This is a genomic window from Variovorax sp. GW823-FHT04F07 (assembly GCF_058795995.1).
Map to the genome: position 1 here is coordinate 285501 of NZ_JBXAIG010000004.1, position 14709 is coordinate 300209.

General features: G+C 69.5%; 14 protein-coding genes. 7 read left to right on the forward strand and 7 right to left on the reverse strand.

Annotated features, from left to right (window positions below; translation table 11 throughout):
• Positions 1 to 97 precede the first annotated feature (97 nt).
• Positions 98 to 1546, forward strand: coding sequence for a pyruvate kinase (gene pyk, locus AC1RAA_RS20420; protein WP_062478290.1), 1449 nt, complete (start codon positions 98 to 100; stop codon positions 1544 to 1546).
• Between the two features lie 64 nt (positions 1547 to 1610).
• On the opposite strand, the gene AC1RAA_RS20425 is transcribed toward pyk, so the two are convergent.
• Entirely contained in the window at positions 1611 to 2627 is a 1017-nt protein-coding gene (locus AC1RAA_RS20425; protein ID WP_492730320.1) for a 1-aminocyclopropane-1-carboxylate deaminase, read from the reverse strand.
• Between the two features lie 145 nt (positions 2628 to 2772).
• On the opposite strand from AC1RAA_RS20425, the gene AC1RAA_RS20430 reads away from it, so the two are divergent.
• From AC1RAA_RS20430 to AC1RAA_RS20440, 3 genes are all read left to right on the forward strand, one after another.
• Positions 2773 to 3258 (forward strand): Lrp/AsnC family transcriptional regulator, encoded by a 486-nt coding sequence (locus tag AC1RAA_RS20430; protein ID WP_070063218.1) that lies wholly within the window; start codon positions 2773 to 2775, stop codon positions 3256 to 3258.
• A 154-nt stretch (positions 3259 to 3412) separates the two neighbouring features.
• Complete coding sequence (fba, locus tag AC1RAA_RS20435; protein ID WP_062478296.1) at positions 3413 to 4477, forward strand: class II fructose-bisphosphate aldolase; 1065 nt, start codon at positions 3413 to 3415, stop codon at positions 4475 to 4477.
• A 100-nt stretch (positions 4478 to 4577) separates the two neighbouring features.
• Positions 4578 to 5486 carry a phosphoribosylaminoimidazolesuccinocarboxamide synthase gene (locus AC1RAA_RS20440; protein WP_062478299.1) on the forward strand — a complete coding sequence of 303 codons (909 nt, stop codon included), beginning with the start codon at positions 4578 to 4580 and terminating at the stop codon, positions 5484 to 5486.
• A 15-nt stretch (positions 5487 to 5501) separates the two neighbouring features.
• Here the strand turns inward: AC1RAA_RS20440 and AC1RAA_RS20445 are convergent, their stop codons facing one another.
• The 4 genes from AC1RAA_RS20445 to AC1RAA_RS20460 form a co-directional block, all read right to left on the reverse strand.
• Positions 5502 to 5948 (reverse strand): META domain-containing protein, encoded by a 447-nt coding sequence (locus AC1RAA_RS20445; RefSeq protein ID WP_070063217.1) that lies wholly within the window; start codon positions 5946 to 5948, stop codon positions 5502 to 5504.
• A 102-nt stretch (positions 5949 to 6050) separates the two neighbouring features.
• Positions 6051 to 7340, reverse strand: a complete 1290-nt coding sequence (locus AC1RAA_RS20450; RefSeq protein ID WP_492730585.1) for a type II toxin-antitoxin system HipA family toxin — start codon at positions 7338 to 7340, stop codon at positions 6051 to 6053.
• Between the two features lie 49 nt (positions 7341 to 7389).
• Positions 7390 to 7698, reverse strand: a complete 309-nt coding sequence (locus AC1RAA_RS20455; RefSeq protein WP_062481916.1) for a helix-turn-helix domain-containing protein — start codon at positions 7696 to 7698, stop codon at positions 7390 to 7392.
• 132 nt (positions 7699 to 7830) lie between these two features.
• Positions 7831 to 8751, reverse strand: coding sequence for a tetratricopeptide repeat protein (locus tag AC1RAA_RS20460; protein WP_062481920.1), 921 nt, complete (start codon positions 8749 to 8751; stop codon positions 7831 to 7833).
• A gap of 36 nt (positions 8752 to 8787) precedes the next feature.
• On the opposite strand from AC1RAA_RS20460, the gene purE reads away from it, so the two are divergent.
• The 3 genes from purE to AC1RAA_RS20475 are packed head-to-tail and all read left to right on the forward strand — an operon-like array spanning position 8788 to position 11521.
• A complete protein-coding gene (purE, locus tag AC1RAA_RS20465; protein WP_492730323.1) occupies positions 8788 to 9333 on the forward strand; it encodes a 5-(carboxyamino)imidazole ribonucleotide mutase in 546 nt (181 codons plus the stop codon).
• Entirely contained in the window at positions 9330 to 10523 is a 1194-nt protein-coding gene (locus AC1RAA_RS20470) for a 5-(carboxyamino)imidazole ribonucleotide synthase (protein WP_062481925.1), read from the forward strand. Before purE ends, AC1RAA_RS20470 begins: the two co-directional genes overlap by 4 nt.
• Positions 10520 to 11521: an L-threonylcarbamoyladenylate synthase gene (locus AC1RAA_RS20475; protein WP_492730325.1), complete on the forward strand. Its 1002-nt coding sequence runs from the start codon at positions 10520 to 10522 to the stop codon at positions 11519 to 11521. The genes AC1RAA_RS20470 and AC1RAA_RS20475 overlap by 4 nt, the downstream gene beginning before the upstream one ends.
• A 31-nt stretch (positions 11522 to 11552) precedes the next feature.
• On the opposite strand, the gene AC1RAA_RS20480 is transcribed toward AC1RAA_RS20475, so the two are convergent.
• Both AC1RAA_RS20480 and dacB read right to left on the reverse strand, forming a co-directional pair.
• A complete protein-coding gene (locus tag AC1RAA_RS20480; RefSeq protein WP_492730587.1) occupies positions 11553 to 13154 on the reverse strand; it encodes an alpha/beta hydrolase family protein in 1602 nt (533 codons plus the stop codon).
• 133 nt (positions 13155 to 13287) lie between these two features.
• Positions 13288 to 14709 carry a D-alanyl-D-alanine carboxypeptidase/D-alanyl-D-alanine endopeptidase gene (dacB, locus tag AC1RAA_RS20485; protein ID WP_492730327.1) on the reverse strand — a complete coding sequence of 474 codons (1422 nt, stop codon included), beginning with the start codon at positions 14707 to 14709 and terminating at the stop codon, positions 13288 to 13290.

A 14709-nucleotide genomic window follows, 5' to 3' on the forward strand; every position in this document is an offset into this window, starting at 1 on the left:
GCGGTCCGGCCACGGGAGGGAAATCCCCCGTGGCGACTGACTTCCGTTCGACACACAAAGTGTATACAGTAGCGAATACAAAACGGAGACCCCCTTCATGAGCTCGGACCGCATCCCCCGCCACGCCACCAAGATCGTCGCCACCCTCGGCCCCGCCTCCAGCACGCCGGAATTGCTGGAACAGATGATCCTGGCCAAGGTCAGCGTGGTGCGGCTGAACTTCAGCCACGGCACGGCCCAGGACCACATCGACCGCGCCACCATGGTGCGTGAGGCGGCCCGCAAGGCCGGCCGCGAAGTGGCCATCATGGCCGACCTGCAGGGTCCGAAGATCCGCGTCGGCAAGTTCGCGCAGGGCAAGATCTGGCTGGAGCCGGGCGCCAAGTTCGTGCTCGACGCCTCGCGCACCGAGCTGGGCGATGTCGACGCCGTGGGCCTGGACTACAAGGACCTGCCGCGCGACGTGAAGCCCGGCGACAAGCTGCTGCTGAACGACGGCCTGATCGTGCTCACGGTCGACGGCGTCAAGGGCGAGGCGGTGCACACCACCGTCAAGCTGGGCGGCGAGCTGTCGAACAACAAGGGCATCAACAAGCAGGGCGGCGGCCTCACGGCGCCCGCGCTGACGGCCAAGGACATGGAAGACATCAAGACCGCGATGAGCTTCCAGGCCGACTACGTGGCCGTGAGCTTCCCCAAGAACGCCACCGACATGGAAATGGCGCGCCAGCTGTGCAACGTGGCGGCCGCCGAGTACGGCCACAAGCCCGGCATGATCGCCAAGATCGAGCGCGCCGAGGCCATTCCGAAGCTGGAAGAAATCCTGCGCGCCAGCGACGGCATCATGGTCGCCCGTGGCGACCTGGCCGTGGAAGTGGGCAACGCCGCCGTGCCGGCGCTGCAGAAAAAGATGATCCGCATGGCGCGCGACATGGACAAGGTGGTGATCACCGCGACCCAGATGATGGAGTCGATGATCACCAACCCCGTGCCCACCCGCGCCGAGGTGAGCGACGTGGCCAACGCCGTGCTCGACGGCACCGACGCCGTGATGCTCTCCGCCGAAACCGCCTCGGGCCGCTACCCGCTCGAGACCGTCCAGGAAATGAGCCGCATCTGCGAAGCCGCTGAGGCCGCCGAAGACAAGACGCTCGACGCCGACTTCAGCGGCAAGACCTACAGCCGCATCGACCAGTCGATCGCCATGGGCGCGCTGTTCACGGCGCACCACCTGGGCGCCAAGGCCATCGTGGCGCTGACCGAGTCGGGCTCCACCATCCTGTGGATGAGCCGCCACCGCGCGCACATCCCCATGTACGCGCTGACCTCGCGCCTGGCCACGCAGCGCAAGCTGGCGCTGTACCGCAACGTGCGCCCGCTGCTCATGGATTCGGAAAGCGACCGCGACACCGCGCTGCGCCAGGCCGAAAGCCACCTGAAGAAGCGCGGCATCGTGCAAAGCGGCGACGTGTACGCCATCACCTGCGGCGAGCCGATGGGTGCGCCTGGTGGCACCAACATGCTCAAGATCTGCCGCGCGAGCTGACCCAGTTCGTTCGCCACAAGACAAAGGCCGGCGCATGCCGGCCTTTTTCATTGCGTCGTCTGGTTCAGCCGTTGCGGAACAGGAAGCTGTAGGCGTTCAGCGCGGGCACACCGCCCAGGTGCGCGTAGAGCACCTTCGAGCCCGCCGGGAATTCGCCCAGCCGCACCTTCTCGATCATCCCGTGCATCGACTTGCCCTCGTACACCGGGTCGGTCAGCATGCCCTCGAAGCGCGCGCTCAAACGGATCGCCTCCAGCGTGCCCTCGTTCGGCAGCCCGTACTCGGGCCCGCCGAAGCGGCGGTCGAGCACCACGTCCTGCTCCGTGATGTCGCGGCCCAGCTCGACCAGCTCGGCCGTGTTCTTGGCGATGCGCAGGATCTGCTCGTAGGTCTGCTGCGGCTTGGCCGAGGCGTCGATGCCGATCACGCGGTCGGCGCGCCCGTCGGCCGCGAAGCCCACCACCATGCCGGCCTGCGTGCTGCCCGTGACCGAGCAGACCACGATGTAGTCGAACTTGAACCCGAGTTCGGCCTCCTGCTGGCGCACTTCCTCGGCAAAGCCCACGAAGCCCAGGCCGCCGCGCGGGTGCTCGGAGCAGCCCGCCGGGATCGGGAAGGGCTTGCCGCCGGCCGCGCGCACGTCGGCCATGGCCTGCTCCCAGCTCTGGCGGATGCCGATGTCGAAGCCCGCCGCGTCCAGCCGCACGTCGGCGCCGAGGATGCGCGACATCTCGATGTTGCCGACCCGGTCGTACACCGCGTCGGAGTAATTGACCCAGTTCTCCTGCACCAGCACGCACTTCAGGCCCAGGTGCGCGGCCACGGCGGCCACCTGCCGCGTCTGGTTCGACTGGATGCCGCCGATCGACACCAGCGTGTCGTAGCCGCCTTCGAGCGCCTCGGGAATCAGGTACTCCAGCTTGCGCGTCTTGTTGCCGCCGAAGGCCAGGCCGCTGTTGCAGTCCTCGCGCTTGGCGTAGAGATCGACCTTGCCGCCCAGGTGGGCGCTCAGGCGCTTCAGCGGCTGGATCGGCGTGGGGCCGAAGGTCAGGGCGTGGCGGGGGAATTTCTTCAGGTTCATCGACGCAGCTCCAAAAGCGGTGAGGGGTTGAAGCTGTCGATCGTAGGAAGAAGGCTTTGCAATGTGCTTGCGAAGTTGGCTGGATTCGTCGCTCAAAAGAAGGCAGGATGGCCATACATAAGGCTTTTCATCCGGAAAGGAAGCCATGAGCACAACAAAGTTGCGCGCCCCGACGGAGCTCGACCGCACCGACCGCGCCATCCTGCGCGCCCTGCAGCGCGACGCCTCGGTGTCGAACGTGGCGCTGGCCGCCAAGGTGAACCTCAGCGCGCCGGCCTGCCTGCGGCGGGTCGAGCGGCTCCGGGCCGCGGGCTTCATCAAGGGCGTGGTCGCCCTGCTGGACCCCGACGCGCTCGAGGTCGGCATGCTCGTGATGATCGGCGTGGTGCTCGACCGCTCCACGCCCGACTCCTTCGCCGATTTCGAGAAGGCGGCGCAGAAGGTGTCGGGGTGCCTCGAATGCCACGTCGTCACGGGCGAATTCGACTACTTCATGCTTGTGCGCACCCGCGACAACGACAGTTTCAACCGCCTGCATGCCGAGCAGCTGCTGTACCTGCCGGGCGTGCGGCAGATCCGGACCTTCGTGGTGCTCAAGCAGGTGCTGTCGACCACGCAGTTGCCGATCTGAAAAAGTTGAAAAAGAGCTGCGCGCCAGTACCCGTGGCGCCCGGGGTGGCGTCGGCCCTGTCCCACAAGGGGGCTCGGTAGAATCGGGGTAGTTTTCTCCCGACTTTCCGCCTTCTCTTTTTCCCGTCTTTTTCTATTCCCACGAGGTATTTCCCATGGCACTCGTCTCGATGCGCGAACTGCTGGACCACGCCGCCGCCAACGGCTACGGCATTCCGGCCTTCAACGTCAACAACCTCGAACAGGTCCAGGCCGTCATGGAGGCCGCCAAGGAAACCGGCGCGCCCGTCATCCTGCAGGCCAGCGCCGGCGCCCGCAAATACGCGGGTGAAGCCTTCATCAAGCACCTGATCCAGGCCGCCATCGAGCAGTACCCGAACATCCCGCTGGTGATGCACCAGGACCACGGCCAGAGCCCGGCCATCTGCCAGGGCGCCATCGACCTGGGCTTCTCGTCCGTGATGATGGACGGCTCGCTGCACGAAGACGGCAAGACGCCCGCCTCGTTCGACTACAACGTCGACGTGACCCGCAAGGTGGTCGAGCTGGCCCACAAGGTCGGTGTCACGGTCGAAGGCGAGCTGGGCTGCCTGGGCTCGCTCGAAACCGGCATGGCCGGTGAAGAAGACGGCATCGGCGCCGAAGGCGTGCTCGACCACGCGTCGCTGCTCACCGACCCCGAAGAAGCCGCCCAGTTCGTGAAGGCCACGCAGCTGGACGCACTGGCCATCGCCATCGGCACCAGCCACGGCGCCTACAAGTTCACGCGCAAGCCCACGGGCGACATCCTGTCGATCCAGCGCGTGAAGGAAATCCACGCCCGCCTGCCCAACACCCACCTGGTGATGCACGGCTCGTCGTCGGTGCCCCAAGACCTGCTGGAAATCATCCGTAAATACGGCGGCAACATGAAGGAAACCTACGGCGTGCCCGTCGAGGAAATCCAGGAAGCCATCAAGTACGGCGTGCGCAAGATCAACATCGACACCGACATCCGCCTGGCGATGACCGGCGCGGTGCGCAAGTTCCTGGCTGAGAACCCCGAGAAGTTCGACGCCCGCGAGTGGCTCAAGCCCGCGCGCGAAGCCGCCAAGCAGATCTGCAAGCAGCGCTACATCGAGTTCGGCTGCGAAGGCCAGGGCGCCAAGATCAAGGGCGACACGCTGCAAGTCGTTGCCGCCAAGTACGCCAAGGGCGACCTGGCGCAGCAAGTCATCTAACGAAGACAGACTGCGCGCCGCAGGCCACCGCTCGCGGTGGCTTTTTTCTGCGCGCACAATCCGCTTTTCCCGTCACCGTTTCCCAGCCGAGCATCCGTCCATGACCACCGTTCACACCTCTTCCATCCAGAGCCTGCCCCTGCTTGCGCGCGGCAAGGTGCGCGACAACTACGCCGTCGGCGAAGACCGCATCCTGATGGTCGCGAGCGACCGGCTCAGCGCCTTCGACGTGATCATGGGCGAGCCCATCCCGGGCAAGGGCGAGATCCTCACCAAGATGGCGCTGTGGTGGTTCGACCGCCTGGGCGCGCTGTGCCCCAACCACCTGACGGGCGAGGCGCCCGAGAGCGTGGTGCAACCCGACGAGGTGGCGCAGGTCACGGGCCGCTCGATGCTGGTCAAGCGCCTGCGTCCGATCCCGGTCGAGGCCGTGGTGCGCGGCTACCTGGCCGGCAGCGGCTGGAAGGAATACCAGGACAACCGCGCGGTCTGCGGCGTGCCGCTGCCCGAGGGCCTGACCAACGCGAGCAAGCTGCCGCGCCCGATCTTCACGCCCGCCGCCAAGGCCGCGGCCGGCGAGCACGACGAGAACATCAGCTACGAGCGCGTGGTCGAGGTCGTCGGCCCCAAGCTGGCGCAGCAGATCCGCGAGGTCAGCATCGCCATCTACGAGGCGGCGGCCCAGATCGCGCTGGCCAAGGGGATGATCATTGCCGACACCAAGTTCGAGTTCGGCCTGGACGAGAACGACACGCTGGTGCTGATGGACGAGGTGCTCACGCCCGACAGCTCGCGCTACTGGCCGGTCGAGGGCTACGAGGCCGCGCTGGCCGCCGGCACCAACCCGCCGAGCTACGACAAGCAGTTCGTGCGCGACTGGCTCGAGGCCACCAAGATCAACGGCAAGCCCTGGGACAAGACGCCCCCGGCGCCGCGCCTGCCGGCCGAAGTCATCGAGAAGACGGCCGCCAAGTACCGCGAGGCGCTGGACCGCCTCACCCACGGCTGATCTGGTTTTTCGCCCTTAACGCGTCGTGCCGCTGCTGAGCAGCGCGACCGTGCGGCCGCTGCCATCAAGCAGCGCGAGCCGCCCCGGCGCCAGCCGGTAGCTGGCCGTGTTCTGCAGCGCCGACAGGAACTGCGCCTCGTTGGCGCCGCGCACCGGGTCCGCGCAGGCCATGCGGGTCGCGGCCATCTGGCCGAGCTTGAGCGACACGCCCGCGCGCGTGAACGATCCCGTGACGCGGTTGCAGCCGCCCGACCCACTCACCCGTCCGCTGTTGCGATCGAACTGCAGCTGCGCATCGCCGCCGGGCGCGATGGGCTCGTCGCCCAGCTGCACCAGGCGCCACACCGGCCCTTCGATCGGCTCGTCGAGGCTGATGCCGCTGCCGCAACCGGTCAGGGCGGTCAGCAGCAGCGCGGCCGAGGCAATGGCGGGGAGCGCGGTACGGCGGGCGAAGGAACGCATGGCCAATTTTCCTTTTCAATCTGCAACAAGTTAAAACCGGCGCCATCGTATGCGACGCCGTGGCCGGTGCGAAGACAGGCCCGATGGCGCATCCGGGCTTCTTCAGGCCCCGAGGCTGGCGAGGGCCACGCCGCCCGCGAGGCGCGCCTCGACGCAGCGGCGCACGCTGGCGGGCGTGCCGTCCTGCGCCAGCAGCGCGGGCCACTCGGCCTGGGCCTGGCGCACGGTGTCGCGCGCGATGGCCATCAAGCGCGCCGGCCGCAGCAGCCCGGCCGCGCGCAGCAAAGCCTCCAGCGCCGCCCAGTCGAAAGCACGCAGCGTGGCGTCGATGGTGCGGTTGACGCCGTAGTCGCGCGCCGGCACGTCCTCGAAGAAGGCGGCCACGCAGACCGGGTCGTACAGCGGCGCGAGCACCGGTGCCACGCCATCGGGGTAGCGCAGGGCCCAGTTCTTCAGGTGCGCGTCGCTGTTGCCCAGCAGGATGAAGGCCACGAGGCGGCGCACGCACTCGCGCACGTCGGCCACCGGGTTGGGCGACAGGCGGTCGAGCACGCGCAGCATGGCGGGCCAGTCGGTGGCCAGCCCGCGGCCGTACTTCTGGCGCGGCTCGTACTGCAGCACCTGCGCGAACTCTTCCATGTGGATGCGCCCGCCCTCGGGCGTGCGGTCGAAGCGGCGCACCGCCAGGATCTGCGCGAAGGGCACCTGCTCGGGCAGGTCGGCGTCGGCGCGGTCGATCACATGGGCCTGCGCGCAGTCGAGGCCGAGCGCGCCGCACAGGCGGTAGCCGGTGTATTCGTTGGCGACCAGGTCGGGGTGGCGCGTGCTCGGCAGCTTGAGGATGAACGAGCCCGCCGCGCCGTGGCGCTTGACCACGTAGCGCCGCCCGTCCTGCACCGCCGAGAACTTGGTCACCACGCCGGGGATGGCGGCGGCGTCTTCCACCGGCATCTCGACGAAGCCGGGTTCGAGCACGTCGAGCCCCAGCGCCGTGTGCCAGTGGCGCACGGTGTCGGGAATGCCCTCGGACGTGGGCACCGGCTCGACCTCGAGCGCGCCCATGAGGTCGTGGCCGGCGGCGGCCAGCAGCTCGAACTCGTCGTCGGCCGCGCAACCGCGCTGCTGCGCCAGGCGCTCGCGGTTGTGGCCCTCGGGCAGCAGGTTCTGGAAATAGCTGGGCCAGCGGCCGTCGCTGCGCGACACACGGGCGTCGCGCGCTGAGGCGAGGATGGCGCGCGTGGCCGCCTCGTCGGCGCCGCGGTAGGCCAGCGACAGCGTGGGGCGGCCCGGGTCGGCGATGTATGCCTCGTCGAAGGACACGCGCAGGATGTCGCCGTACTGCGAGAGGTAACCGATGGCGCGCCGCCCGCCACCGGGCAGGTGCAGGTGCATCCGCAGGTAGCGGATGCCCGTGTTGAAGACGGCGCGCGTGCTCACCGCCTCACCGGTTCTCGTCGGCCAGGCTCTGGGCGATGGACGGCGGCGCGCCCACGCCCGCCGGCTGGCCGAGCAGGCGCCCGCCCGAGCGCACGAAGTCTTCGAGCTGCGGGCGCAGGCTGGCGGGCACGGGCATCAGCTCGAGCCCCAGCACGCGCGCCATTTCGAGCAGCGTCGACAGGCGCGGATCGATCTGCCCGCTTTCGATGCGCTGCACCGTCATGCGCGACAGCCCGGCGCGCGTGGCCAGCGCCTCCTGGCTCAGGCCGCCGGCCTTGCGGGCTTTTTCGAGTTCCTCGGTCAGTTGGAGCATTGCAATGCGCTTTTATCGGAAATTGAGTAGCAATGTTATCTATATGGGGCGGTGGCGGCAATAAAAAAGCGACCTACAGGTCGCTTTCTTGTTCGATTGCGCACTGAAAGGCGCAATGCGTCGTTCAGCCGTTCAGCTCAACACCACGCTGCTGAGGCGGCGGCGGTAAGTGGCCACCACCGGATCGTCCGGCGGAATCTGCCCGTCGGCGACCTTCACCTTCGGCGGCTCGATCACATCGAGGATCGCGATGTAGGTCTTGCGCGCGAGGTCTTCGCTCCAGGTCTTGTCGCGCATGAGGATGTCGAGCAGCTCGTCCATCGCGTCGGTCCAGCGCTGGGCGGCCATCAGCAGGCGGGCGCGGTTGAAGCGGGCGTCGAAGTCGCGCTTGTTGGCCGCGATCTTGTCGTCGAAGTCGCCCAGCGTCGGCGCCGAGCCGGTGACGGGTGCGGCGAAATCGATGGCGTCCATCCAGCGCTGCAGCGAATCGAAGCGGCGCACCAGCGTGGTCTTGGCGATCACCGGGGCAAAGGCGACCTTGGCGTCGTCGACGCGGCCTTCCTGCAGCAGCAGCTTGATGTAGTCGAAGCGCGCGTCGTCGTTGGCCGGGTCGGTGGCCACGGCGTGCTGCAGCTTCTCGAGCGCGCCCAGGGTGTCGCCCTCGGCCAGCGCTTCCTGCGCAGCGGCGCCTTCCGAAGCCGCTTCGGCTTCCTCCGCGCCCGGCACGTGCTTGTCGAGGAACTCACGGATCTTCTCGGCCGGAATGGCGCCCACGAAGCCGTCCACCGGCTGGCCGTCCTTGAACATCACGCAGAACGGGATGCTGCGCACGCCGAACATCTCGGACAGCTGCGAGGAAATCTGCGGCACCTTGTCGGCGTCCAGCTTGGCCAGCGTGAAGCGGCCGGCGTACTCGGTTTCGAGCTTTTCGAGCACCGGGCCGAGCTGTTTGCAGGGGCCGCACCATTCGGCCCAGATGTCCAGCAGCACCGGCGTGGCGACCGAGCCTTCGATCAGCTCGGCCTGGAAATTTTCGAGAGTGATGTCGATCATCGGGAACAGCTGGGGGTGAAACGTAAAATTGAAACCATGAACGAAACCATTCAGGTCGGTGTAGTGATGGGCTCGAACTCCGATTGGGAGACGATGCGCCACGCGGTCGAGATTCTCCAGCAATTCGGAATCAGCCACGAAGCGAAGGTGGTCTCGGCCCACCGGATGCCCGATGCGCTGTTCGCGTACGCCGAAAGCGCCGCCGGGCGCGGGCTCACGGCGATCGTCGCCGGGGCGGGCGGCGCGGCCCACCTGCCGGGCATGCTGGCGTCGAAAACCACGGTGCCTGTGCTCGGCGTGCCGGTGGCCAGCCGCCACCTGCAGGGCGTCGATTCCCTCTACAGCATCGTGCAGATGCCCAAGGGTGTGCCCGTCGCCACCTTTGCCATCGGCACCGCCGGCGCGGCCAATGCGGCGCTGTTCGCGGTGGCCATGCTGGCGGTGAACAACCCGGCGCTGCGCGCCAAGCTCGACGCCTTCCGCACGGCCCAGACCGCCGCCGCGGAGGCCATGGTGCTGCCACCGCCCGAAGCGGGCGCGCCGGTGTCGCCCTTCTCGCCGCAAGGCGGGGGTGCGCTGTGAGCACCGGCCATTCGGGCGACCTGCCCATCCTCCCGGGCGCCACGCTCGGCGTGCTCGGCGGCGGCCAGCTCGGGCGCATGTTCGCGCACGCGGCCCAGCGCATGGGCTACTTCACCGCGGTGCTCGACCCCGATGCCGACAGCCCCGCCGGCCGCGTGAGCCACCACCACATTCACACCGACTACGCCGACGTCGACGGCCTGGCCCGCCTGGCCGGCCTGGCCGACGCGGTGACGACCGAGTTCGAGAACGTGCCCGCGCCCTCGCTGGAGCACCTGGCGGTCGCGCGGCCGGTGTCGCCCGCCGCCTCGGCCATCGCCATCGCGCAGGACCGCATCGCCGAGAAGGCGCACTTCACGCGCTGCGGCGTGCCCTGCGCGCCCTATGCCGTCATCGAGACGGCGGAGCAACTGGCCGCCGTCGATGACCAACTGCTGCCCGGCATCCTCAAGACCGCCCGCCTGGGCTACGACGGCAAGGGCCAGCAACGCGTGAAGACGCGTGCCGAGCTGGTCGAGGCCTGGCAGGCCGCCGGCTGCGTGCCCTGCGTGCTCGAGAAGATGCTGCCGCTCGAATTCGAGTGCTCGGTGATCCTGGCGCGCGGCCGCGACGGCCAGATCGTGCACTTCCCGCCGCAGCGCAACCTGCACCGCGACGGCATCCTCGCCGTGACCGAGGTGCATCCGCAGAACATGCCCAAGACCGTGGCGCAGGGCGCGGTCAATTCCGCCAAGAGCATCGCCAGCGGCCTCGATTACGTGGGCGTGCTGTGCGTCGAGTTCTTCGCGCTGGCTGACGGCTCGCTGGTGGTCAACGAAATGGCGCCGCGCCCGCACAACAGCGGCCACTACACGATGGAAGCCTGCGACGTGTCGCAGTTCGAGCTGCAGGTGCGCACCCTCGCCGGCCTGCCGCTGACCGCGCCGCGCCAGCACAGCCCCGCCGTCATGCTCAACCTGCTGGGCGACCTGTGGTTCCCGGGCGGCGAAGGCGACGGCGCCAAGCCGGTCGCGCCGCGCTGGAGCGAGGTGCTCGCCCTGCCCGGCACCCACCTGCACCTGTACGGCAAGCTGGCGCCGCGCCGCGGCCGCAAGATGGGCCACCTGACCCTCACCGGCGCCACGCTCGAGAGCGTGCGCGCCAATGCCTCGCAGGCCGCGCTGCTGCTGGGCCTGCCGGCGCTCGCATGATCCTCGACGGCCACGCTCCCGACGCCATCGCCGAGGCCGCGCGCGTGCTGCGCGCGGGCGGACTGGTCGCCTTCCCGACCGAAACCGTCTACGGCCTGGGCGCCGACGCCAGCAGCGACACCGCCGTCGCCGGCATCTTCGTGGCCAAGGGCCGGCCGGCCGACCATCCGCTGATCGTCCACGTGGCGGCGGGCGCCAAGGGCGCGCAGGCGCTGTCGCGCTTCGCCCAGCCGCTGCCGCCTTTCGCGCAGAAACTCGTGCAGGCCTTCTGGCCCGGCCCACTCACGCTGATCGTCACGCGCCAGCTCGGCGTGGGCACGGCGGCGGCCGGCGGGCAGGACACCATCGGCCTGCGCTGCCCCGCGCACCCGGTGGCGCAGGCGCTGCTCGAAGCCTGCGCCGAGCAGGGCGTGCCCGGCCTGGCGGGGCCCAGCGCCAACCGCTTTGGCCGCGTCAGCCCGACCACGGCGCAGCACGTGCACGACGAATTCGGCGACGCGTTGCTCGTCGTCGACGGCGGCGCCTGCGAAGTGGGCATCGAATCGACCATCGTCGACTGCAGCCGCGGCGCGCCCGTGCTGCTGCGCCCGGGCCTCATCACGCGCGACCAGATCGAGGCCGCCGTCGGCGAGCCCCTGCGCGACCGCGAGGTGCTCGACACGCCCGACCCGCGCGCCTCGGGCACGCTGGAGGCGCACTACGCGCCCGACGCCAAGGTGCGGCTGATGGACCCCAAGGCCATCCAGACCGGCCTCGACGTGCTCGGCGCCAACGCCGCGCACATTGCCGTGTGGACGCGCAGCAGCGTGCGCAGCCGCTCGCAGCGCGTGCTGCTGCGGCGCATGCCCGACGACGCGGCGGCCACCGCGCAGCAGCTGTTCGCGGTGCTGCGCGAGTTCGACGCGCAGGGCGTGAAGCTGATCTGGGTCGAGACGCCGCCCGACACGCCCGAGTGGGAAGGTGTGAAAGACCGCTTGCAGCGCGCTGCAGCGGCCTGATCAACGCCTGATCGGCTGCTTGGCCCGGGGCTCAGCCCCCGGCCGCCAGCACCCCCTGGAAGAACCCGCGCGCTGCCGCCAGGCAGAACGGCGGCGCCAGCGTGCCGTGGTAGGCCGCGGTCACGGCGCGCGCCTTGTCGGTGGCGCTGCCCGGCGTGCTCTGTGCCAGCAGGTCCTTGGCCTGCGCGAAACCGGCGCGTGCCGCCGAATAGCTGTCGGTGGTGCCGCGGTCTTCCAGGTCGACCACCGCGAGCGCGGCGGCCGGCATGCCCTTGGCACGGAAGTAGCCGGCCGTGGCGCGCGTGCTCAGGAAGTTCACGGTCGGGTCGTTCGCGCCGCTGCACAGCAGCATCGGCTTGGTCGGCACCCAGTTGCGCAGGTCGTTGGCGATGGCCGCCTTGCGAAAGCCCGTGGCGGGCTTGCAGTCCAGCGGCGAGGCCGAGCTGAGCGACGCGGCCGTGGCCGGCAGTGCGTTGCCGGGGCAGGGGGCCGACTGGATGTCGGTGGCCGCCTGCGTGAGGAAGCTCTGCTTGATGAGGTTGTTGGCGCCGTAGAAGATCGCCAGCTCGGGGCTCACCGGGCCCGGCTTGCCGTCGGCCGGGAACAGCGCCAGCTGCGGCAGCTTGCCGCTGGAGAACAGCGTGCCTGGCGTGAGGGTGGGCAGCAGGGTGTCGATGCCGGTGGCGTACTGCGCCTCGTAGACGTCGCTGGTGCTGTTGTAGACGTTGCCGAACTGCTGCTGCCAGCTCGTCGACAGCAGCGGCACGAACAGGGTCGAGCCCAGCGCCGGCCAGCCCAGGTAGGTGTAGTCGGTCAAGAGGCTGATGGCCGAGGGCGCGGCCAGCGGGGCCGAGGCCGTCACCATCTTGCCGGTGGCCTGCATCTCGCGGTGCGCGGCCATCGCCACGTAGCCGCCCTGCGAATAGCCGGTGATGAACAGCGAGCCGGCGTCGTTCGCGCCGATGTCCGAGAAGGTCTTGCGCGCCGCGGTGAGCGCATCGACCATGTCCTTGCCCTGCTGCTCGCCGTTGAGGTACGGGTGGTAGGGCAGCGTCGACTTGTCGTAGCCCGCGTAGTTGGGCGCCACCACGATGTAGCCCTGCGCCGCGAACATGGCCGCCACCATCAGCCCTTCGCCGGCGGCCGGCTGGGTGGTGTCGGTCCACTTGGCGAGGTTGTAGTTGCGCGCCGGCGTGGTGCCGTGCGCGTACAGCACCACGGGGCGTGCGCCGCTGCAGGCGACGTCGGAACCCGAGGGCACCATGATCGCGGCGGTGGCGTTGGTGGCTTCGTTCTTGCCGCCGACGGTGCGGTACTCGAGGTAGCGCATGTCGACGCCGCACTTGGGCGCGCCGGTGACCTGCAGCAGCGCCTTGCCCTGGTCGGAGGCCTGCAGGCTGGCCCTGAACTGGTCGGCCGTGAGCTTGGTGCCCTGCTCGGGCGGGCTGGTGACGACCGAGCCGCGCCCGGTGTCGCTGCCGCCGCCCGGTGGCGGAAAGCCGATGCCGATGCCGCCCCCACCGCCGCCCCCGCCGCAGGCGGCGAGCAGCAACGTGGCGCCGGCGAGCGTCGCCGCGGCGGTGACCCGGCGGGCCGGGAAGGACGAGGGCTGTGAATGCCGTGGGTGCTGCAAGATCAAGGCGCGTCTCCTGGAGTTGTATCGAAAACGAACGAGCGTCCGATTCTGGGCAGCGCCATGGCCGCGCGCAAGCAGCGTTTGCGAGCAGAACCTATTCAGTAGCGGGGCGGCTCGGGCCCCGTCCGAATCACTGGTCCTGCGCGGTCCAGTCGATCAGCGCGTCGAAGGCGGCGCGCGCGGCACCGGCGTTCTCGCCGTTGGCGATGGCCACCAGCACGTAGCGCCGGCCGCTCGCGCCGTGCACGTAGCCGGCCACGCCCGAGGCGTCGCGCAGCGTGCCGGTCTTCAGGTGGGCCGCACCGCCCGAGCGCAGCGTGCGCCGCTTCAGCGTGCCGTCCACGCCCATCGCGGGCAGCGAGGCCACCAGCTCGGGCATCACGGGCGAGCGCCACGCCACCTGCAGCATCTTGCCGAGCGCGGCGGCGCTGATGCGCTCGTCGCGCGACAGGCCCGAGCCGTTCTCGAACACCGGCGAGGCCTCGCCGGTGCCGATGCGGTCGCGCCACCATTGGCCCAGCGCGCTGCGCGAGGCCTCGAAGGTGCCGCGCTGCTTCTGCGTGAGGCCCAGCGTGAGGAACACCTGTTGCGCCATCACGTTGTTGCTGTACTTGTTGATGTCGCGCACCACTTCTGCGAGCGGCGGCGACTCGAAGTCGAAGGCCGGCTTCAGACCCGCGGGCACGCGGCCCTCGCGCATCTGTCCGCCCACGCGCCCGCCCATCTCGGCCCACATGCCGCCGATGGCGCGCAGGCTGTAGGTGCGCGGGTCGGCGTAGGCCACGGCCCAGCTCTTCTCGCCGCAGCCGGTGGGAAAGCCGCCGTTGAAGCGGATGCGGTTCACGTCGCTGAAGTCGGGCTTGAGCGCGCCGCGCCAGTCGCCGCATTCGCCGGGCGCCAGCGGCACCGTGGGCGGCATCGCCACGCTGGCCAGCGGGGGCTCGTAGCTCACGCGCGCGTACTGGCCCGCGCGGTCGGGCGCGAAGGTCATGTTCACCGACTTGAAGTTCACCAGCAGCGCATCGGGCGAGGCGTTGTAGGGGCGCAGCGGCTCGCCGTCGAAGGCGGCCGGGTCGTTCTCGACCGTGGTCTCGAAGGCGCTGCGGTCGATCACGATGTCGCCGCTCACGGTGGTGATGCCCAGGCCCTGCACATGGCGCAGCAGCAGCCACACGCGCTCCAGCACCAGCTTGGGATCGCCCTGGCCCTTGATGTAGAGGTTGCCGTTGAGCACGCCGTTGGCCACCGTACCCTCGACGTAGACCGGCGTGTTCCAGCTGTAGGCCGGGCCAAGCAGGTCGAGCGCCGCGTAGGTGGTCACCAGCTTCATGATCGAGGCCGGGTTCACCGGCACCTGCGAGCGCCAGGCCAGGCGCGGCGCGCGGCCCGCGTCGGCATCGGCCACCAGCAGGGTCACGGCCTCGCGCGACACCTTGGCACGCGCGAGGGCGGCATCGACTTGAGGCGGAAGGGCTTGCTGGGCGAAGGCGCCGGCCGAAGCCAGCAGGGCGAGGGTCAGTGCGAGGGGCGCAGGGCGGAAGGCAAGAGGCAT

Excerpts from the sequence above, each read along its gene's own strand:
- AC1RAA_RS20430 (WP_070063218.1), top strand. The coding sequence starts at position 2,773 with ATGAGCACAACAAAGTTGCGCGCCCCGACGGAGCTCGACCGCACCGAC.
- dacB (WP_492730327.1), bottom strand. The coding sequence starts at position 14,709 with ATGCCTCTTGCCTTCCGCCCTGCGCCCCTCGCACTGACCCTCGCCCTG.
- AC1RAA_RS20440 (WP_062478299.1), top strand. The coding sequence starts at position 4,578 with ATGACCACCGTTCACACCTCTTCCATCCAGAGCCTGCCCCTGCTTGCG.
- AC1RAA_RS20455 (WP_062481916.1), bottom strand. The coding sequence starts at position 7,698 with ATGCTCCAACTGACCGAGGAACTCGAAAAAGCCCGCAAGGCCGGCGGC.
- AC1RAA_RS20475 (WP_492730325.1), top strand. The coding sequence starts at position 10,520 with ATGATCCTCGACGGCCACGCTCCCGACGCCATCGCCGAGGCCGCGCGC.
- pyk (WP_062478290.1), top strand. The coding sequence starts at position 98 with ATGAGCTCGGACCGCATCCCCCGCCACGCCACCAAGATCGTCGCCACC.
- AC1RAA_RS20450 (WP_492730585.1), bottom strand. The coding sequence starts at position 7,340 with ATGCACCTGCACCTGCCCGGTGGCGGGCGGCGCGCCATCGGTTACCTC.
- fba (WP_062478296.1), top strand. The coding sequence starts at position 3,413 with ATGGCACTCGTCTCGATGCGCGAACTGCTGGACCACGCCGCCGCCAAC.
- AC1RAA_RS20460 (WP_062481920.1), bottom strand. The coding sequence starts at position 8,751 with ATGATCGACATCACTCTCGAAAATTTCCAGGCCGAGCTGATCGAAGGC.
- AC1RAA_RS20425 (WP_492730320.1), bottom strand. The coding sequence starts at position 2,627 with ATGAACCTGAAGAAATTCCCCCGCCACGCCCTGACCTTCGGCCCCACG.
- AC1RAA_RS20445 (WP_070063217.1), bottom strand. The coding sequence starts at position 5,948 with ATGCGTTCCTTCGCCCGCCGTACCGCGCTCCCCGCCATTGCCTCGGCC.
- purE (WP_492730323.1), top strand. The coding sequence starts at position 8,788 with ATGAACGAAACCATTCAGGTCGGTGTAGTGATGGGCTCGAACTCCGAT.